The 17,905-nt window shown below is 58.7% G+C and carries 17 protein-coding genes and 1 pseudogene; 13 read left to right on the forward strand and 5 right to left on the reverse strand.

What is annotated here, in order from left to right; genetic code table 11:
- Positions 1-158, reverse strand: a pseudogene (locus tag HHJ16_RS06855) (gamma carbonic anhydrase family protein); the annotation flags it as partial.
- 102 nt (positions 159-260) lie between these two features.
- Here HHJ16_RS06855 and HHJ16_RS06860 point away from each other — a divergent pair.
- On the forward strand, positions 261-1,085 hold the full coding sequence (locus HHJ16_RS06860; RefSeq protein ID WP_293641827.1) for a ferritin-like domain-containing protein: 825 nt from the start codon (positions 261-263) through the stop codon (positions 1,083-1,085).
- Positions 1,086-1,165: 80 nt separating this feature from the next.
- A complete protein-coding gene (locus tag HHJ16_RS06865) occupies positions 1,166-2,440 on the forward strand; it encodes a class I SAM-dependent methyltransferase (RefSeq protein ID WP_293641828.1) in 1,275 nt (424 codons plus the stop codon).
- 46 nt (positions 2,441-2,486) lie between these two features.
- On the opposite strand, the gene xerD is transcribed toward HHJ16_RS06865, so the two are convergent.
- Positions 2,487-3,389 carry a site-specific tyrosine recombinase XerD gene (gene xerD / locus HHJ16_RS06870; protein ID WP_293641829.1) on the reverse strand — a complete coding sequence of 301 codons (903 nt, stop codon included), beginning with the start codon at positions 3,387-3,389 and terminating at the stop codon, positions 2,487-2,489.
- Positions 3,390-3,510: 121 nt separating this feature from the next.
- On the opposite strand from xerD, the gene HHJ16_RS06875 reads away from it, so the two are divergent.
- The gene (locus HHJ16_RS06875; protein ID WP_293641830.1) at positions 3,511-4,416 is read left to right on the forward strand and encodes an AEC family transporter; all 906 of its coding nucleotides are present in this window, start codon (positions 3,511-3,513) and stop codon (positions 4,414-4,416) included.
- Positions 4,417-4,560: 144 nt separating this feature from the next.
- Here HHJ16_RS06875 and queG read toward each other — a convergent pair whose 3' ends face one another.
- Complete coding sequence (gene queG / locus HHJ16_RS06880) at positions 4,561-5,673, reverse strand: tRNA epoxyqueuosine(34) reductase QueG (RefSeq protein ID WP_293641831.1); 1,113 nt, start codon at positions 5,671-5,673, stop codon at positions 4,561-4,563.
- Here queG and tsaE point away from each other — a divergent pair.
- The 3 genes from tsaE (at position 5,656) to HHJ16_RS06895 (ending at position 7,968) form a co-directional block, all read left to right on the forward strand.
- Positions 5,656-6,138 carry a tRNA (adenosine(37)-N6)-threonylcarbamoyltransferase complex ATPase subunit type 1 TsaE gene (gene tsaE / locus HHJ16_RS06885; RefSeq protein WP_293641852.1) on the forward strand — a complete coding sequence of 161 codons (483 nt, stop codon included), beginning with the start codon at positions 5,656-5,658 and terminating at the stop codon, positions 6,136-6,138. The genes queG and tsaE overlap by 18 nt on opposite strands.
- A complete protein-coding gene (locus tag HHJ16_RS06890) occupies positions 6,135-7,547 on the forward strand; it encodes an N-acetylmuramoyl-L-alanine amidase (RefSeq protein ID WP_293641832.1) in 1,413 nt (470 codons plus the stop codon). Before tsaE ends, HHJ16_RS06890 begins: the two co-directional genes overlap by 4 nt.
- A gap of 205 nt (positions 7,548-7,752) precedes the next feature.
- On the forward strand, positions 7,753-7,968 hold the full coding sequence (locus HHJ16_RS06895) for a glycine zipper 2TM domain-containing protein (protein ID WP_293641834.1): 216 nt from the start codon (positions 7,753-7,755) through the stop codon (positions 7,966-7,968).
- Between the two features lie 104 nt (positions 7,969-8,072).
- Here HHJ16_RS06895 and HHJ16_RS06900 read toward each other — a convergent pair whose 3' ends face one another.
- Complete coding sequence (locus HHJ16_RS06900; RefSeq protein ID WP_293641836.1) at positions 8,073-8,717, reverse strand: VTT domain-containing protein; 645 nt, start codon at positions 8,715-8,717, stop codon at positions 8,073-8,075.
- 83 nt (positions 8,718-8,800) lie between these two features.
- On the opposite strand from HHJ16_RS06900, the gene mutL reads away from it, so the two are divergent.
- Positions 8,801-10,669: a DNA mismatch repair endonuclease MutL gene (gene mutL, locus HHJ16_RS06905; RefSeq protein ID WP_293641837.1), complete on the forward strand. Its 1,869-nt coding sequence runs from the start codon at positions 8,801-8,803 to the stop codon at positions 10,667-10,669.
- 38 nt (positions 10,670-10,707) lie between these two features.
- Here the strand turns inward: mutL and HHJ16_RS06910 are convergent, their stop codons facing one another.
- Positions 10,708-11,145 (reverse strand): DUF3429 domain-containing protein, encoded by a 438-nt coding sequence (locus HHJ16_RS06910; protein WP_293641838.1) that lies wholly within the window; start codon positions 11,143-11,145, stop codon positions 10,708-10,710.
- Positions 11,146-11,373: 228 nt separating this feature from the next.
- Here HHJ16_RS06910 and miaA point away from each other — a divergent pair, with 228 nt between their 5' ends.
- The 6 genes from miaA to HHJ16_RS06940 form a co-directional block, all read left to right on the forward strand.
- Positions 11,374-12,348, forward strand: coding sequence for a tRNA (adenosine(37)-N6)-dimethylallyltransferase MiaA (gene miaA / locus HHJ16_RS06915; RefSeq protein ID WP_293641840.1), 975 nt, complete (start codon positions 11,374-11,376; stop codon positions 12,346-12,348).
- The gene (locus tag HHJ16_RS06920; protein WP_293641842.1) at positions 12,345-12,992 is read left to right on the forward strand and encodes an ABC transporter ATP-binding protein; all 648 of its coding nucleotides are present in this window, start codon (positions 12,345-12,347) and stop codon (positions 12,990-12,992) included. The genes miaA and HHJ16_RS06920 overlap by 4 nt, the downstream gene beginning before the upstream one ends.
- Before the next feature lie 21 nt (positions 12,993-13,013).
- Positions 13,014-15,605 carry an ABC transporter permease gene (locus HHJ16_RS06925; RefSeq protein WP_293641844.1) on the forward strand — a complete coding sequence of 864 codons (2,592 nt, stop codon included), beginning with the start codon at positions 13,014-13,016 and terminating at the stop codon, positions 15,603-15,605.
- 221 nt (positions 15,606-15,826) lie between these two features.
- The gene (locus tag HHJ16_RS06930) at positions 15,827-16,042 is read left to right on the forward strand and encodes a hypothetical protein (RefSeq protein ID WP_293641846.1); all 216 of its coding nucleotides are present in this window, start codon (positions 15,827-15,829) and stop codon (positions 16,040-16,042) included.
- Positions 16,043-16,144: 102 nt separating this feature from the next.
- Positions 16,145-17,266, forward strand: coding sequence for a lipocalin-like domain-containing protein (locus HHJ16_RS06935; RefSeq protein WP_293641848.1), 1,122 nt, complete (start codon positions 16,145-16,147; stop codon positions 17,264-17,266).
- Positions 17,267-17,700: 434 nt separating this feature from the next.
- The coding region (locus tag HHJ16_RS06940; protein ID WP_293641850.1) for a KUP/HAK/KT family potassium transporter at positions 17,701-17,905 on the forward strand (205 nt) is incomplete at its 3' end.

Here is a 17,905-nt window from a genome sequence, read left to right on the forward strand (position 1 = left end):
CCTACCGTAATGGCTTCCATATCGCCCCGGATCACCACCCCGAACCAGACGCTGCTATCTTCGCCAAGGAGCACATTGCCCATGACCTGCGCGTTGTCCGCTACCCAGGCAGAGGGATGGATAGCAGGCGTGAAATCGTCTAACTGGTAGATAGCCATGAGGTCCTTGATAAATTCGTCTCGGGAGTACTTTGGATTGTAAGGAACCTGTCCGCCCGCTGAATAACGCCCGGAGCGAAGCCTTTCGTTGACAATTCAATCATGATTCTCACACCGCCGCCTGAAGAACTGCGTCAGCTTGCCCTGCAGGCTCTGATGGAACCCGACACGTACAAAAAAGTACATCTAGCCTCTGGTCTACAAGCACAGGCAGCAACGGTTTTAATAGCGAATCACGTAAATTTGCCGGCTCCACCCAACTTACCGGGTTGTCCGGCGCGGCCGGAGTTACGCTCCCATCTGGATCTGCCAAAGCGTTCCCCCTTTACCCAAGAAGGCCTGGCGGCGCTGCTCCATGCCGTCACTCACATCGAATTCAATGCGATCAATCTGGCGCTGGATGCGATCTGGCGTTTCCGCGACATGCCGCGTGCCTACTACCTCGACTGGCTGAAAGTGGCTGCCGAAGAGGCGCGCCACTTCAGTTTGCTCCGCGCCCAGTTGCAATCGATGGGCTACGACTATGGCGACTTTCCCGCCCACACCGGATTGTGGGACATGGCCAAAAGAACCGAAGCCGACCTGCTGGCACGCATGGCCTTGGTGCCGCGCACGCTGGAGGCTAGAGGGCTGGACGCGACCCCGCCCATGCAGGCCAAGCTGCGCAGGGTTGGAACACCTGAGGCCTTGCGCGCTGTGGATATTCTGGACGTCATCCTGCACGACGAAATCGGGCACGTTGCCATCGGCAACCACTGGTACCGCCATCTGTGCGCCCAGCACGGACTGGACCCGGTCGCCGCCTATGCCGAATTGGCAAAACGCTACGACGCGCCTCGTCTCAAAGGTCCCCTTAATCTGAACGCCCGCCGCGCGGCGGGGTTTGACGATGCCGAGTTGGCGCTGCTCAACGCCAGCCGGCAATGACTACGTTCTGTAACAACGAAGATTTTTTAAGCGCGCTAGACTGAATGGAGACAAAAAAAGTTGACAAAAGGAACTTGCGCATGATCCGGCACTTGGTCTCAGACACACCCTCGCATATGCCGAGTTTGCCTGCTGACGTTGCCCTGCAGCTTCCGCAAGGGAAGCAGTTGGGTGCCGCTAACGCACTGGTGAAGCTCTCGTTTTCCAAGTGGTCAAGCATCGCCCGTTTCAAAGCCGGACAGATCGGCGCGTTGGCTGAAGACTATGTCGAGGGGAAACTGCAGATCGAAGGCGCTATGCGCGATGTCATGCGCGCGGTGACCAAGCTGCTGCCAGGCAACCCGGTGGAAAGCGACACGCGCTGGTGGTCGGGCTGGCTGCACCTCGCAAAATCCCTGTCGGCTCACACGCCCACCAAAGACGCGGCACAGGTGCAATTTCATTATGATGTTTCGGATGCCTTTTACGCCTTATGGTTGGATCCGCGACGGGTCTATTCCTGCGCTTATTACCCGGATATCGGCAATGCCTCGCTGACGCTGGCCAGTGCTCAAGAAGCCAAGCTAGATCACATTTGCCGCAAACTGATGTTGCAACCCGGCGAACGTTTGCTGGATATTGGGGCGGGTTGGGGCGCACTGCTTCTTTGGGCAGCCGAGCATTACGGCGTGGATGCTACTGGCATCACGCTGTCTAAAAACCAGCGAGCACACGTCCAAAAGCTGATTGACGAGAAAGGGCTGGGAAAGCGCGTGCGTATCGAATTGCGCGACTACCGCGACATGCCCGACGACTGTCCGTTTGACAAAATCTCTTCGGTGGGCATGTTTGAGCACGTGGGACGCGCCAACATGACTGCTTACTTTGAAAAAATATGGCATCTGCTGGCTCCCGGTGGACTGGTCATGAACCACGGCATCACGGCGGGGGGACTCGAAAACCGCCAGCTCGGCGCTGGCATGGGTGACTTCATTGAAAAATACATCTTCCCAGGTGGCGAGCTATTACACGTCAGCGCGGTGCTTGAGCACCTGTCCCGCTCAGGGCTGGAAATGGTGGACACGGAGAACCTCCGACCTCACTACGCCCGCACGCTGTGGGATTGGTCAGATGCGCTCGAGACACGGCTCGACGAGGCGCGCCAGGTACTGGCAGCAGATGGCGGACCTGAGCGTGCCGAAAAAACTTTGCGGGCGTACCGCTTATACCTGGCTGGAAGCGCGATGAGTTTCGAGCAAGGCTGGCTTTCACTACACCAGTTTCTAGCTGCGCGCCCGTCAAGCAATGTACGCGCAGGACGAGTCAAGGGCGCCCAGTCGGTCTACCCTTTCAACCGCAGTTACATGTACCCTTGAACGTCGTCCGCAACTAGTCCGACGAATAGCCCAACGAATAGCGAGCCTAGCCCCTGGGATGATGCTCCGCGTGAAGCGTTTTAAGACGCTCCCGGGCTACATGGGTGTAAATCGTGGTGGTCGAAATATCAGCGTGGCCCAGCAGCATCTGCACGGCGCGCAGGTCGGCGCCGTGATTGAGCAAATGGGTTGCAAACGCGTGGCGCAAGGTATGCGGGGATAACGGCGAGGTGATGTTTGCCAAAGCCGCGTACTTTTTAACCAGCATCCAGAACATCACCCGGCTCATGCCATGGCCATGGCTGGTCACAAACAGGTCTTCGGTCTGCTGACCCCCCAAAATGGCGGGACGAGCCTCCGCCAAATAAAGCACGATCCACTCACGCGCCACCTGTCCGAAAGGCACCAGCCGTTCCTTGTTGCCCTTGCCCATCACGCGCAGCACACCCTCATTCAATCCCACGTGAAAAGTTTTGAGTCCGACCAGCTCACTGACGCGCAGCCCGCTGGCATACATCAGCTCCAGCATCGCGCGATCACGCTGCCCGAGGGAAGTGTCCTCAGAGGGAGCGACCAGTAAAGACGCTACCTGCGCCTCGCTCATGACCTTCGGCACTCGCAATGCCTGTTTGGCGGATTGAAGTTTTAGCGTCGGGTCGGCCGCAATGAAGTGCTCGCGCAGCGCCCAGCGGAAGTAGCGTTTGAACACGGTCAGACGCCGATTCGCCGAAGTGGCTTTGGTCATGGCATGTTTGACCGAAAAGTAACTGCTGAGGTCGTACTCCACCGAATCGTTGAGCTTTCGGTCCCCTTGGCCAGGGGTGCCCAGCCAGATTGCATAAAGCGACAGATCGCGCCGATAAGCCTCCAACGTGTTCTTACTTAATCCGTCTTCCAGCCACAAGGCGTCGATAAACCCATCAATACAGGATTGGCTTTCTGGTTGCATGGTATCGACGATAACAAAAAAACCTCTTACTCAATCAAGCATTTAAATATGAAAGCTTGCATTGACAGATTTGGAGAATGCGCAAGGGCAAACCTCAAAGCTTTGCGGTTATTCTTGACCGGTGAATTATGTGCAACTTCTTTTCCCCGACTTTTCCCTGATCGTTTGTGGTTATCTACTCTGCCGCTACACCGCACTGAACCGTATGGTCTGGGAGCAAGTTGAAAGCCTGGTTTATTTCTTCCTGTTCCCGGTTTTGCTGTTCCAGTCGATTGTCAAAAGTCCGCTTGATTTGGCGGCCACCTCCGGCCTGATCGGTGCTGGCCTGGCGGTAGGATTGACGGGCATTGCGCTCGCCTACAGCCTGCCGCACCTGCCCTGGCTGGGTCGGCATATTGACCAGCGCGAGCATGCAGCCAGTGCCCAGGTGGCCTTCCGTTTCAACTCCTTCATCGGTCTGGCCCTGGCCGACCGGCTGGCGGGAAGCGAGGGCCTTCTGCTGATTGCCGTGTTGATAGGCGTTTGCGTACCGCTTTTTAATGTAGCGGCGGTGTGGCCCATGGCCAGGCATTCCCAGCGCGGCTTCTTGCGCGAGTTGGTCCGAAATCCACTGATTCTTGCGACTGCCAGCGGCTTAGCCGCCAACCTGCTGGGTTTCACCCTGCCGCTGCGGCTGGAGCCCATCGCGACGCGCATTGGTACGACCGCACTGACGCTCGGTTTGTTGGCGGCGGGCGCTGGGATGCAGTTTGGTCATCTGCCGCAGGCCAAAACGTTGGCAGTAGCGGTACTTTCGATTCGGCATTTAATTTTGCCGATGGCGGCCATGGGTCTGGCCCATGCCTTTGGCCTGTCGTCCGTGCAGACCACCATATTGCTGGCGTTTTCTGCGTTACCCACGGCTTCCAGCGCTTATGTGTTGGCGGCGCGCATGGGTTACAACGGCGGATATGTTGCTGGCCTGGTGACGCTGTCCACCATGCTCGGGGTCGTGAGCCTGCCATTTGCGCTCGGGGTGCTTCGGTAGGCCGCCAGCAATTGGCCGAATCCATAGGCCATGTCGTTCACTGTGTTGTGGTTGCTCAAGCCTCGGACTTACAAATACTTACTACTAGTTTAATAGCTGGTAGCCCTCACCCTTATTGGGCTTAAGGACGAATTGCCGGATAATTCATTGAGAAATGGCCCACAGCACATGTTCCCTGACCAATTCGCTCGGATGATCCACGCGAGTCTTCAAGCTCTGCCGGATCCCGGCACTGCCAGTGCCATCAGCGAATGGCGCGCGCAGGGCATTGCCCATCGCCACTGCAATGTTGCGCAACCAACGCTCGTGACCGATTCTGCGGATAGGGCTGCCCTCGGTAACTCGCAAAAATTCTTCTTCCGTCCAAGAGAACAAAGTCACGAGCTGCTGCCCCGTCAAGCCCTGGCGCTCGTCGAAGTCGGGCAAGGCGCTGCGTTGTGCGAACTTGTTCCAGGGGCAAATCAACTGACAGTCGTCACAACCGTAGATGCGGTTGCCCATCAAGGGCCGAAGCTCAAGCGGGATTGGCCCAGCGTGTTCAATAGTCAAGTAGGAGATGCAACGACGGGCGTCCAGCCGGTAGGGCGCCGTAATGGCCTGCGTCGGGCACACTTCGATGCAGGCGCTGCAGGTGCCACAGTGGGGCGTCACGGGTTCGCTCGGCGGCAATGCCAGATCCACATAAATTTCACCAAGAAAAAACATCGATCCGGCTTCGCGATTGAGCAGCAGCGTGTGCTTGCCGCGCCAGCCCTGTCCACTGCGGGCAGCCAGCTCGGCTTCGAGTACAGGCGCCGAATCGGTGAAAGCGCGGTGACCCAGTTTTCCGACCTGCACGCCAATCCGCTCGCTAAGTTTTTGCAAACGGGATCGCATGATCTTGTGATAGTCGCGACCGCGGGCGTACACCGAGACAATGCCTTCAGCGGGCCGTTGCAAGCGGCTAAGCTCCCTGGCCTGCCATTCACCCGGCTTCGCCATCGTGGCAGAACTCGAAGCCGGCAAATAATCCATCCGGGCCGTGATGACGCTTACCGTGCCGGGGATCAACTCTGCTGGTCGCGCCCGTTTAAGCCCGTGCGCCGCCATGTAATGCATGTCACCATGGAAGCCTGCAGCCAACCAAGCCGATAATCCGGGCTCTGCTGACGATAAATCAACGCCAGCAATGCCAATTTGCGAAAATCCAAGCTCCCGCGCCCAAGTTTGAATTTGAGAAACGAACTGATGATTGTTCAAATGATTGCAGACAGGCATCCATTGATTGTAAAAAACATTGTCTGGCAAGACGAGTATGAGACTGAGTCTTTTGCACAGATGCTAGCGCAGCAGCCCGCAATGGGCAGCGCGTTGATTGAACTTCAAGGTGACCTGGGCGCCGGTAAAACCACCTTCGTTCGCCACCTGCTCGGGGCGCTGGGGGTGGAGGGCCGCATCAAAAGCCCGACTTATGCCGTGGTGGAGCCTTACACGCTGGCGGTCTCGGGCCTCAATATCTGGCATTTTGATTTTTACCGTTTCAATGATCCACGCGAATGGGAAGAAGCCGGGTTTCGCGATATCTTTGCCAGCCCCGGGCTCAAGCTGGTCGAATGGCCCGAAAAAGCGGGTGCTTATTTGCCGCAGACGGATCTACTGATTCATATCGAGGTGCTGGCCAACGAATCCCGCTCAATCATCCTCACCGCGCATACCGACACGGGCGTGGAGTTGCTGACATGAAGCGCCGCTCCCCCCTCCCGACAACCTCTATAAGCCGTCGCAGCGCCTTGCAATTTGGCAGCGTGGTGCTCTTGTTGGGTGTACAGCACATCGCCCGCGGCGCGACCATTGTTGCCGTGCGCGTCTGGCCCTCCAAGGACTACACCCGTCTCACCATCGAATCAGATGGTGAAATCAGGACCCGGCAGTTCTTTTTGGCCGAGCCCCCACGCCTGGCAGTTGATATCGAGGGCATTGACCTGATCCCGGCCCTGCGCGAACTGGTGGCCAAGTTGAAATCGGATGATCCGAATATTGCGGGCATGCGCGTCGGGCAAAACGCACCCGGTGTCGTGCGGCTGGTGATGGACCTGAAGCGGCCCATTCTGCCGCAAGTCTTCAGCCTGAAGCCTGTTGCGGCTTACCAATACCGTTTGGTGCTTGACCTCTACCCCGCGCAAGCCGCCGATCCACTGGAGGCCCTGATTGCTGAACGGCTGGCAGCCAGCCCATCGGGCGGGAGCCCCGCTACGGGCTTGGGCAATGATCCACTCGGCAACCTGATGGCGCAACAATCCGGCAAGTCATCTTCCGGCGCCCCCCAGGGCAACACCGCTACCGAAAAAGCCCGACCGCCAAGTGCAGGGACCGCAAGGTCGCCCGGAGAAATGGCGGCCGCTGCAGAAGGTCCGACAGCGCGGAGGAACGAAGGCAAGACAGACCGCCTCGTCATTGTGGCGCTCGATCCCGGCCATGGCGGCGAGGACCCCGGCGCCGTCGGCCCGGGCGGTACTCGTGAAAAAGACGTGGTGCTTCAGATTGCACATCGACTGCGCGACCTCATCAACCAACAACCCAACATGCGCGCTTTCCTGACCCGCGACACCGACTTTTTTGTGCCGCTTAACGTTCGCGTGCAAAAGGCTCGCCGCGTGCAAGCCGATCTTTTTATCAGCCTCCATGCGGACGCGTTTTTCACCGACCGGCCGCAGGGCGCCAGCGTGTTCGCGCTGAGCGAAAAAGGTGCTTCGAGCAGTGCGGCGCGCTGGATTGCCGACAAGGAAAACTCGGCGGATCTGGTGGGCGGGATCAATGCCAAGGCCAAGGATACCCAGGTGCAAAAAGCCTTGTTCGACATGAGTACCACCGCGCAAATCAATGACAGCGTGAAACTGGGTACCGCCATGTTGGGCGAGATTGGCCATGTCGGTCGGCTGCACAAACCCAGGGTCGAGCAGGCCAGCTTCGCGGTGCTGAAAGCCCCCGACATTCCGAGTGTGCTGGTGGAAACCGCGTTCATCAGCAACCCCGATGAAGAGGCGAAGTTGCGCAGTGATGAGTACCAGATACAGCTCGCTGACGCGCTGATGCGCGGCATCAGCCGATATTTTGCGAGGAATCCGCCACTGGCGCGCAACCGCGCCTTGTAACGCCTTGCGAGTCGCGTGGGCGGTTCTTGCGCAAGGACCGCGCTGCACAGTTTAAAACGGTGGCGCAAGACCACCGGTAACGACGCTCTTCTCCTACAGCGCCCAATCATCCATGGCTTTAAACTCTGATTGCAGGTAGCGCGAAGACCTCACGACGTGAAGTTAAACAGCGAAGAGCCTGAAACTCCAAGCAAAGGTGAATTCTATGAACACGAAACTTCTAATATCAGCTGCAGCGGCTTCCCTGATCGCCCTGGCAGGTTGCGGAACCAATCCTACCAATGCGCAAATTGGCACCGCCACCGGGGCCGTATTAGGTGGCGTGGCAGGCAGCGCAGTATCTGGCGGCAGCACATTGGGAACGGTAGGGGGCGCCGCTGCCGGGGCACTGATCGGCAACGAAGTGGGTAAAAAGCACTGACCGTAAAGGTCAGCCATTTGCTCGACGACTCCGTCTGGCGCGCCGGGTAACCGAAGACATTGAAGGCATTGAGTTAATTTGCAACTCAATGCCTTTTCTGCTTGTTAGGTGACCACCTTGCGTTTAGCCTTCAATGCGCCAAACAGGACGATCAGCCCTGGAAGCAGAATCATGACCCAAATGATTTTGTCCAGATGTGCTTTGACAAAGGGAACGTTACCGAAAAAATAGCCTGCCATGGTGATGCCGCCGACCCATAGGGCGCCACCGGTGACATCGTAAAGCATGAATTTGCTGCGCGTCATCTGCGACACACCGGCTACAAAAGGCGCAAAAGTTCGCACAAAAGGCATGAATCGGGCAGCCACGATCGTGATGCCTCCGTAACGCTCGTAAAAAGCGTGGGCCCGGTTGAATGCCTTCTTGTTAAACAACTTGGAATCCTCCCATTGAAACACTCTCGGACCGAAGTAATGACCGATGGTGTAATTGGACTGATTGCCCAGTACTGCTGCCGCGAATAACAAGCCCACAGCCAGCGGATAGCTCAATAGGCCGACGCCACACATCGCCCCAACGACAAACAGCAGTGAATCGCCGGGCAAAAACGGCATCACCACGACTCCGGTTTCGACAAAAATAACAAGAAACAACAGCGCATAAACCCACGCGCCGTAACTGCTCACAAAGGCCTCCAGATGTCTATCGATGTGAAGGATGAAATCGAAGAGAAAATTAGCTAATTCCATAGGGACGATTTTGACAGGTATGGAATAGTCGCCTTCACCTGGTCGCCCGCACAAACACCGAGCTGACCTAAAATCAATTTTCAATGACCTTCCCTCGACGCCCCATCCGCGAACTCCCCGATGAACTTATCAGTCAGATTGCGGCGGGCGAAGTGGTCGAGCGACCAGCCTCGGTGGTACGCGAGCTGGTCGACAACGCCCTGGACGCCGGGGCTACTCAAGTAATCGTGCGCTTGCTGGCGGGGGGGGTGCGGCTGATTGTGGTGGAAGACGATGGGTTCGGGATTCCGCGCGAAGAGTTGCCCATCGCCTTGAGGCGCCATGCCACCAGCAAGATTGCGTCTCTGCAAGACCTGGAGGCCGTTGGCACCATGGGCTTTCGGGGAGAAGCGCTGGCCGCCATCAATTCCATCGCCGACATGAGTCTGCTGTCCAGAACCGCCGACGCCGACCATGCCTGGCAACTCGATGGCCGCACGGGAGAGCTGAAAGCAGCGGCGCGGGCGCGCGGCACCAGCGTGGAGGTGCGGGAGTTGTTTTACGCCACGCCAGCCCGCCGAAAGTTTTTAAAAACCGATGCCACCGAACTGGCGCACTGCATCGAAGCCGTGCGTCGCCATGCGCTGGTCCGGCCCGACGCGGGCTTTGCCATCTGGCACGAAGGCAAATTGGTGGAGCAGTGGCGTGTCTGCAGCGGCGGGTCCGCCCATGACCAGCGCTTGGCCGACGTACTGGGCAGTGACTTTGTGACGCAATCTGTCGCCGTCCACTACGAAAGCGAGGCGCGCCGGTTCGATGGCCAGCCCGCCGTGCGGGTCTGGGGTCGGGCCGGTATCCCGGACGCCGCGCGCTCGCGCGCCGACCAGCAGTTTGCATATGTCAACGGCCGCTACGTGCGCGACAAGGTACTCACCCATGCCGCACGCAGCGCCTACGAAGACGTGCTGCATGGGCACCGTCAGCCGGTCTATGCGTTGTATGTCGAAATAGACCCCGCCCGCGTAGACGTGAACGTGCACCCCACCAAAATCGAAGTGCGCTTTCGCGACAGCCGCGAGGTGCATCAGGCCGTGCGCTACGCTACTGAAGATGCGCTGGCGCCGCCACGCGCCAGCCTGTCAGCGCAGGCCGCTCAAGACAACACTCCTGCGGTCGTCGGTCAGCCGTCCACTGATGAGTTTTCAAGTAGCAATCAAACTTACGCCCGGCAAGGATGGTCACAACCAGCTATCAATTTCGGAGCATATCGCGGAAGCCGCGCTTCGGACTTTGAGGCGATGTGGCCCGCTCCTTCTGCGGCGGGCAGCCCGATACCCAGCGAAAATTCAAGTCCTCCCGCTGTGCAAATCAACAGCCTTCAGTCTGGCGCCTGGCCGCTGGGGCGCGCCCTCGCCCAGTTACAAGGCATCTACGTGCTGGCCGAAAACACGCAAGGTTTGGTCATCGTAGACATGCATGCGGCCCACGAACGCATCGTCTACGAGCGATTGAAAAGCCAGTTGAATTCCGCCTGCATTGTCAGTCAGCCTCTGTTGATTCCAGCCACCTTTGCCGCCACTCCGCAGGAAGTAGCCGTTGCAGAAGCCAACGCCGACGCTCTGGGTACGTTGGGCTTGGAGATCACACCGTTTTCGCCCAAAACACTCGCCGTGCGTGCGGTGCCCACCAGTCTGGCGCAAGGAGATGCCGTAGAGCTTGCCCGCAGCGTACTGGCCGAGCTGGCACAACACGAGGCCAGCACCGTGATACAGCGCGCACAAAACGAGTTGCTCTCGACCATGGCCTGCCACGGCGCTGTGCGCGCCAACCGCAGGCTCACCCTCGACGAAATGAATGCCCTGCTGCGGCAGATGGAAGAAACCGAGCGCTCCGATCAGTGCAACCACGGACGACCCACCTGGCGGCAAATCAGCGTTCGGGAGCTGGACGCCCTATTTCTGCGTGGCCGCTAACCTGACACCGCCTTCAGCATTCAACAGTAACCGCCGGGTTAGCGAGCAGCCCAGGCGCCCACCAGACAGCTTAGCGCCGCGACCGTGGTAAGTTGCAGCCGAAGGCCCAGCCAGCCCGCAAGCCCGGCGCTGGCGTAAAGCTTGCGGTCGATCACATAGCAGACACCCAAAAGCCCCGCCAGAAGCAGAAGCCCCGAGCTCACTGGTAAAAACACAGCCACCCAAGCCACCAAACTGGGACACACCCCCCACGCCAGTCGCGCCGCAACCGGCTGCACGCCCTGCATTGCCAGACCCCAATGAATGCCTCCCAAAAAACTGGCAATCAAGGCCCCATAAGCCACCAAGGCGGTACCGGCAAGCGCCCGCAGGCCGGGCGCTTCCAGCCAATAAAAAGCGACCGCAGCCGCGACAAAAGGCAACAGGCCCGCTAGCCCCAGGGCTCGGGCGGTCGGGGAAGGGTTCAAGGAAGGCATGGACTGGATTTTCTAAGCGGGGTTTGGATAGCTCGACAAGGAGGATTGATCGCAGTGTAGGGCAGCCGATGACGGGCTGCCCGCGACCGGATTTGAAACTTCTCGGCAACCTTCTCTTCCGAAAATCAAGAGGTATCTGATAACCTCAGAGAGATGTGTGCTCTCCCAAAATGTTCGCCAGCTGCAGGCGCTTGTGCTCCGGCGCCTCCCTCTCAATGGCCGGATAAGGTGCAGCGGATAAAAAAGGTCGGTGCCAAATACATTGCACTTGCGGGCCCGACCGCAGCGGGAAAAACTGCGGCAGCGCTGGCTATTGCGGAGCTTTATCCGGTCGAGATCGTCAGCGTCGATTCGGCGCTTGTTTATCGCGGCATGGACATTGGCACCGCCAAGCCCAGCGTGATGGAACTGAGTGCCGTGCCGCATCATCTGATTGACATTCGTGATCCACTGAACGCCTACAGCGCTGCCGAGTTTGTGGCCGATGCCCAGCGCCTGATTGAAGACATAAGCGCGCGCGGCAAACTACCGCTTTTGGTGGGCGGCACCATGCTGTACTTCAAGGCCCTGTTTGACGGACTCGACGACATGCCCAGGGCAGACGCTGCCGTTCGGGCCGGACTGGCGAGCGAAGCGGCCGTGAAAGGTTGGCCCGCGCTGCATGCCGACTTAGCCCGAGTGGACCCGGTGACGGCGGCGCGGCTCGAACCCCAAGATTCTCAGCGCATCTCGCGAGCGCTGGAAGTGTTCAGGGTTTCGGGCCATCCCCTGTCATTTTTTCATCAGCGAAATGCCACAAAAAATACGGCGACAACCACCCAGCAGCAAGGCGCTACTGCCTTCATTTCCCTTGAACCAGCAGATCGCGCCTGGCTGCACCACCGCATCGCGCAGCGCTTTGACGCCATGCTGGCAACGGGCTTTTTAGACGAAGTGAAAGCCTTGCGCGCGCGCGGCGACCTGTCCGCTGATTTACCGTCCATGCGCTGCGTCGGCTACCGCCAAGCGTGGGAGGTGCTGAACGACAGCAGCCCTTTGAGTGCGCTACGCGACAAGGGCATTTTTGCCACCCGTCAACTGGCCAAACGTCAACTGACCTGGCTGCGTTCCATGCCGCAGCGCCACGTGGTGGCGTGCGATGATCCCACCGCCCTCGCCCAGGTGCTTGAGCTGGTGAAGGCGCAAATAGGAGTTTTTCGATGAGTCTGCAAATCAGAGATCTGGGCAAGCGCTATGGCGACAGCGTGGTGTTCAGCCAGGTGTCGCTGGACGTGGCACCCGGCGAGTTCGTGGCCATCATCGGTGAATCGGGCGTCGGAAAATCGACCTTACTCAACTGCATGGCTGGGCTGGATAACTGGGATGAAGGCTCGGTGCTCTTAAATGGCGCGGACCTGGGCACGCTGTCAGATGACCATCGGGCGCTACTGCGCCGGCGCCATGTGGGCTTTGTGTTTCAGGCCTTTCATGTGCTGCCTCATCTCGATGTAGCGCAAAACGTAGCGCTGCCTTTGCTGCTATTAAGTCAACCGGACGATGCCCGCGTGCAAGCCATGCTGGAGGCGGTCGGCCTCACCGGCTTGGGTAAGCGCTTGCCGCAGCAATTGAGCGGCGGCCAGTTGCAGCGCGTGGCCATTGCCAGGGCCCTGGTGCACCGCCCTACTGTTCTACTGGCCGATGAACCGACTGGCAACCTGGACCCAACCACGGCAGCCAAGGTGATGGACGCGCTGATTGCACAAACCCATGAACACGGCGCGTCGCTGGTGCTCGTCACGCATTCAGAAGCCGCTGCCGCCCGCGCTGACCGCAGACTGCACCTGAGCAGCACGGGTATTTCAGGCTGAAGCCGGATCGGGCACAGGTCCATGCGCGCGTTACTCTCAAACTTCTCCTGGCAAGAGCTGCGCCACCACCCATGGCGCAATGCCGCCGCCGTCGTGGCCGTGATGTTGGGTGTTGCTTTGGCATTTTCGGTTCACTTGATCAACGCCTCGGCCCTCAGTGAATTTTCCCAGGCGGTGCGTGCGGTAAACGGCCAGCCCGACCTGGAACTGCGGGCGGTTCAAGGCAGCTTTGACGAAACGGTGTACGAGCGCGTGGCCAACCATCCCCAAGTCGTGCTCGCCAGCCCGGTGCTGGAGATTGCGACGTATGCACTCGATGCCAAAGCCGAACGCCAGCCGCTGCGCGTCATCGGCGTTGATGTATTGGCCGTGGCATCCATCGCGCCAGCTTTGCTGCCAGTACCCTCCTCCGACCGGTCCGGCGCGGACCGCTTTGCGATATTTGCCCCGGGCGCCGTCTTTCTGAATCCAGCGGCACGCCAACTCTTTAGCGCCCAGAAGCTCCAACTGCAAAGCGGTTTGGCGCTACGCGGCGTCAGCGTAGCGGGCAGTGTCAGCGCAGGTGGGGGCCCCCTCGCCGTCATGGACATCGCCGCTGCGCAGGATTTGTTTGGCAAGCTTGGCCAGCTCTCTCGCATTGACGTTCGACTGAAGCCAGGGAGCGACCCCCGAAGCTTCATTGACTCCTTGCAGTTACCCCCCAACATCACTGCAAACGCGCCCGGTGATGCGGCCGAGCGCATCAGCAACCTGTCTCGCGCCTACCGCGTGAACCTCACCGTGCTGGCGCTGGTTGCTCTGTTTACCGGCGCTTTTTTGGTGTTTTCAGTGCTCTCGCTCAGTGTGGCCAAGCGGGCGCAACAGTTTGCGCTACTCGGGGTATTGGGACTAACCGGCCGGGAGCGGCTACAACTGGTGTTGACTGAATCGTTGGTGCTAGGCGTCGTCGGCAGCCTGGCAGGCATTGCGCTGGGCACCGCGCTGGCGGCTCTGGCACTACGGCTGCTCGGAGGCGACTTGGGCGGCGGCTACTTCGCGGGCGTGGCACCCACTTTGCAATGGAGCGGATGGGCGGCGCTGACTTATGGCGCGCTGGGCGTAGCGGCCGCTGGCGTGGGCGGCTGGTGGCCGGCCCGCGCCGCCCAAAAACTGCCGCCGGCGCAAACCCTGAAAGGCTTAGGGCTGGCTACGGGTGCCGGTACCTCTCGCTGGATAAGTATTGCTTTGGTAGCGGCTGGTGCATTTTTAGCCTTGGTTCCACCGATATTTGGTATTCCCCTGGCAGCGTATGTGTCGGTGGCGCTACTGCTCGTTGGCGGGATCACGGCCCTACCTTGGCTGATTACGCTGTTGTACGACCGGCTTAGCCCTTGGGTCGCGCATCGGTTGCTGCCGTTGCTGGCCGTCGAGCGCGCGCGGCGTGTGCGCGAAAGCGCTGCAGTAGCCGTCAGCGGGGTAGTTGCTTCGCTAAGCCTGGCCGTGGCCTTGACGGTCATGGTGGCGAGTTTTCGCGATTCGGTCACGCACTGGTTGGATATCGTGCTGCCTGCCGATCTCTACGTGCGTACGGCGCTGGGCGCCTCGACCAGCGACACCGCCTATTTTTCACCGGAATTTGTACTGGCACTTTCCCACCTTCCAGGCGTTGCGCGCATCAGTACCGTGCACAGCACCCAGTTGCTGCTGGATCCGGGCCAGCCCGCCGTCACGCTGATTTCGCGCCCGCTCGAAGACCCCGCCATGATGCTTCCAATGGTGGGAAATGCGCTACCAGTGCCATTGGGACGTATTGGCATTTATGTGAGCGAAGCCATGGTGGACCTCTATGGCGCCCGGCCCGGCGTCACTTTTCGCCCACTTTCAAAAGCTTTTAGTTCTCTGGCTAAAGCAGGCGCGGGGCAACCCGCTCCCGATGCCATAGCCAAGGCAACAAGCGCACCCCCTCCTTTGTTTTTCGTCGCGGGCGTGTGGCGGGATTACGCCCGGCAGTTCGGTGCCATTGCGATAGCGCAGCCCGACTTTGAGCGCCTGACCGGCGACCAGCGCGTCAATGACCTGGCACTGTGGCTGAACGGCGAGGCGAGTGACGCCCAGGTGCAGCAGGCGATACGCAACCTGGCCGAGCAGCAGTCCGGCGCGGGTGCACTGCTTGAGATGGCCTCGGTCAGCCAGATTCGCGCCACCTCGTTAAAGATCTTCGACCGCAGCTTCGCCGTGACTTATTGGCTACAGGGCGTCGCGATCGGTATTGGCTTATTTGGCGTGGCCGCAAGTTTTAGTGCGCAGGTGCTGGCGCGCCGAAAAGAATTTGGCTTATTGGCCCACCTGGGTTTGACCCGGCGGCAAATCCTCGCCGTGGTGGCGGGCGAAGGTGCCGCCTGGACGGCGATTGGGGCTTTTGCAGGACTGGCGCTCGGCTTGGCCGTGTCAACGGTACTGGTGTATGTCGTCAATCCGCAAAGCTTTCACTGGACCATGGACCTGCGAGTACCTTGGCTGCGGCTGGTCGCTTTGTGCGGCGCTGTAATGGTCGCCGGAACCCTGACCGCCTGGCTCGCCGGGCGAGCGGCAGCGGGCAAGGATGCGGTGCTGGCGGTGAAGGAAGATTGGTAAATCCGTGTAAAGCGACGCTTTGAACGCGAAAATGAATGACTCAACAGGATGAGAGAACATCATTTTTTTAACCAGCGGGTTGAGCCGCCAACGAAAGTTTGAAGGCATCAGAGAACCGGCTTTCTTTTGCTTACGTGATTGACAGCTTTGCAGTTCAATTGTCATCACAGCGCCACATCGGACTCCTACCATGAAGGTCTCACATTAACGAGGTCTTCACCATGACGTCCGCTCAATACCGCATTGAAAGCAGGTATCCGCTGATGGGCAGCCTGTTACCGCCCAGCACCTTCAAACAGCTTTATGTCGATCGCTCACTGGCCGTCGCGGTCGCCGTAAAAAGTGTCGCTGATCCTACGCGTCAGGAGGTTCGAGTCGTGCATATACCGAGCGGGGAAATAGTTTTCCGAACTGCGGTGACTGGTCCCGCTGTTTAACTTCCGTTCGTTCAACGCTTTACAACGCCCCGTCCTTACCTCGACTACCTGGACGCAACAGAGTCCCTTGCACCAATTGGCCTAGCTGCGAGAATCGGGGACATGCACACTCATGAGACCTTCAACGAAACCAGCCTTAACGCCGATCTCGCGTCGCGACGCCGGCTGCTACTAGGCGGACTGGCCGGTGTCGCTAGTGCCGCCGGATGGACTGGCACCGCCCATGCCTTACCCACCAAATTACTCACTTTCCCGCGCGACCGTGGTTCACATCCCGAATTTCGAACCGAGTGGTGGTATCTCACCGGCCGAGCTGTATCGGGCGGAACGGAGAGCCGCACATTTGGATTTCAGATCACGTTTTTTCGCTCGCGGGTCGAGAGCACTCAGGGTATGGCCTCAAAGTTCTCGGCCAAACAATTGATTTTCGCGCATGCCGCTGTGACCGACGTACAAGGCAAAAAGCTTTGGCATGACCAACGTATTGCACGCGACGGTTTTGGCGTGGCTTCTGCCAGCAAGCAGGACATGGGCATCAAACTACGGGACTGGTCGCTCCAAGCCGAGGGGGGCAACTACCTTGCCGAGCTCACTGCCGCAGACTTTGCGCTGAAGCTGCAATTTGCGGAAACCGAAGTGGTACTCCTTCAAGGCAACCAGGGCTTGTCGCGCAAAGGGCCTGAGGAAAAGCAGGCGAGTTACTACTACAGCCAGCCTCAGCTGGCCACCCGCGGCAGCGTTCAGGTACAGGGGCAAACTTTTCAAGTTGTCGGCAAAGCCTGGCTAGACCATGAGTGGAGCGACGAGTTTCTGTCCCCCACCGCGATTGGCTGGGACTGGATTGGCATGAATCTAAACGATGGCAGCGCCCTGACCGCGTTCAGGCTCCGCGACAAAGACAGTCATACCGTTTGGGATGGCGGCTCGTTTCGCTCCGCCAAAGGAGAACTCCACAGTTACACCCGTGGTGACGTGACTTTCAAACCGGTGCGCGTTTGGAAAAGCCCCCTCAGCCAGGCCCTCTACCCGGTCGAATGGCTTGTTCGCACGCCGGAAAACTTTTACACCGTGCGAGCCGTGATCGATAATCAGGAGCTCGACAGCCGTGCGTCCACTGGCGCCATTTACTGGGAAGGCCTGAGCGAGTTGATCGACAGCACCGGCAAGCGGATGGGTAGCGGTTATCTGGAAATGACGGGGTACGCGCAAGCGCTTCGGCTTTGAGGATGCATTGGGTGGAAAGCTAGCAGCCGATAGGCTCTTTGCCGAATTTTCAATGGCTGGTCTCGTTGTTGAACGTGCCAAGCTGCTTTTGCAATCGCTCTAAAATTTAGTCACATTTCTATGTGGATCCTGCCAAAAGCGACGTTGTTATTTTTTACGCTGCGGTTAAAGCTGCAGGCCCGTCTGTGAAAGCGGATCTTGCAAATGCTTTTTCCCAACGATAGACATTCATTAATGTCGACGTCGACGCTTCCTGGTACATCGCATGACGACAGAGCCAGATAGTTCATAGAACACCCTTTGGATACGCAAAACAACCACCCCTGTTTTATTGAGGTCGCTTAAGCCATAAATTTGAAAAAAACTTGACCCCGCCGAAACATTTTCTACAGAAAACAACTATCGGCTACCGCTTCCAGCCCTAAAGGGAATTCATGCAAACCCATAACAATAAACAACTCAAAACCCTGACTTTGGCCGCTCTTGGCGTTGTCTATGGCGACATCGGGACCAGCCCGCTCTACTCGATCAAAGAAGTTTTTGGGAGCATTCATCACCCGGTGCCGACCACCCCCGATAACGTACTCGGCATTCTTTCCTTATTTTTTTGGTCGTTGATGATTATCGTGACCCTGAAAT

The sequence above is a fragment of the Polaromonas sp. genome, from assembly GCF_012927485.1.
In the GTDB taxonomy this organism is placed as follows: domain Bacteria; phylum Pseudomonadota; class Gammaproteobacteria; order Burkholderiales; family Burkholderiaceae_C; genus Polaromonas.